Source organism: Weissella sp. DD23 (genome assembly GCF_001579105.1).
Classification (GTDB): Bacteria; Bacillota; Bacilli; order Lactobacillales; family Lactobacillaceae; genus Weissella; species Weissella cibaria.
This window is the reverse complement of the sequence record NZ_KQ970390.1, coordinates 120,635-121,532: the sequence shown is the minus strand read 5'-3', so window position 1 is coordinate 121,532 and position 898 is coordinate 120,635. Positions and strand designations below refer to the sequence as shown.

2 protein-coding genes are annotated in these 898 nt (G+C 39.5%); both read right to left on the bottom strand.

The window, feature by feature from the left end; all coding sequences use genetic code 11:
* The coding region (locus WEIDD23_RS13300) for a hypothetical protein (RefSeq protein WP_197458748.1) at positions 1-418 on the bottom strand (418 nt) is incomplete at its 3' end.
* A 49-nt stretch (positions 419-467) separates the two neighbouring features.
* Positions 468-898, bottom strand: a 431-nt coding sequence (locus WEIDD23_RS13295) for a potassium channel family protein (protein ID WP_197458747.1), incomplete at its 5' end; no start/stop codon positions are given.

Genomic DNA, 898 nt, shown 5'->3' with positions numbered 1-898 from the left:
AATCACTCGATCTATTTAAAATGTTTCCGTGTCGATCTAATAATTCAAACTTTATTCGAGCATCCTTATTTAGTTTCTCAGGTAAATTGAACTTAAAGTTCTGATTGATACGAATACTGTGCTTAAAAATAAGTCGTTCAGCATTAAAAACTGCCAAATCAACTGGCGAGTCCAAATGATAACCCTTCGCACCAATTGCACCCGAAATAACGTTGCTATTATTTTTCATTGCTACATTGTCATAACTCACGGCGGTATATTCAGGCGTTGCTTCAAGCCTAATGTAGGTAATCCGCATATCCGGTAGAATTTTCACCTGATCAGGTGCTGTGACTTTCCCCGCAAAAAACACGTTTAATAATACCAACCAAATAACCGTCATTAAGGCAGCGATAATGCCCTCTATTCTGCGGTCCATAGTTCCTCCGTTCCAGATTAAAGAAAAAAGCAAGGCAATCGGCCTTGCTTTACCGTTTATTAGCGTCTATCAAATATTTTTCGATTCGATTTAGTTGTTGCTTCATCTCAGCAACTTCTTCTTGGAGTGCCTCATTCTCTTCCTGGAAATAACTGGTAATTGAAGATGTCAGCACACCAAACATTCCAACGCCACCAAGCGCCATCAAAATGGACAACAATTTGCCGAGCGTCGTATGCGCGGAAACGTCACCGTATCCAACGGTTGACACGGTAATAATTGCCCAATAAAAACTATTCATATAGCTTTGATGCTCAACGAAATGGAAGGACACCGCCACTGCGATAACAATCGCAGCAACGACATAAAAAACATTTGCAATATTAGTTTTCCGGAAAATCTTATTTAAGATATTGCCAATCAACGTTAGCACTTTCAATAAACGAAGCACCTTCAAGAATCGTAATGATTTGAACGGGG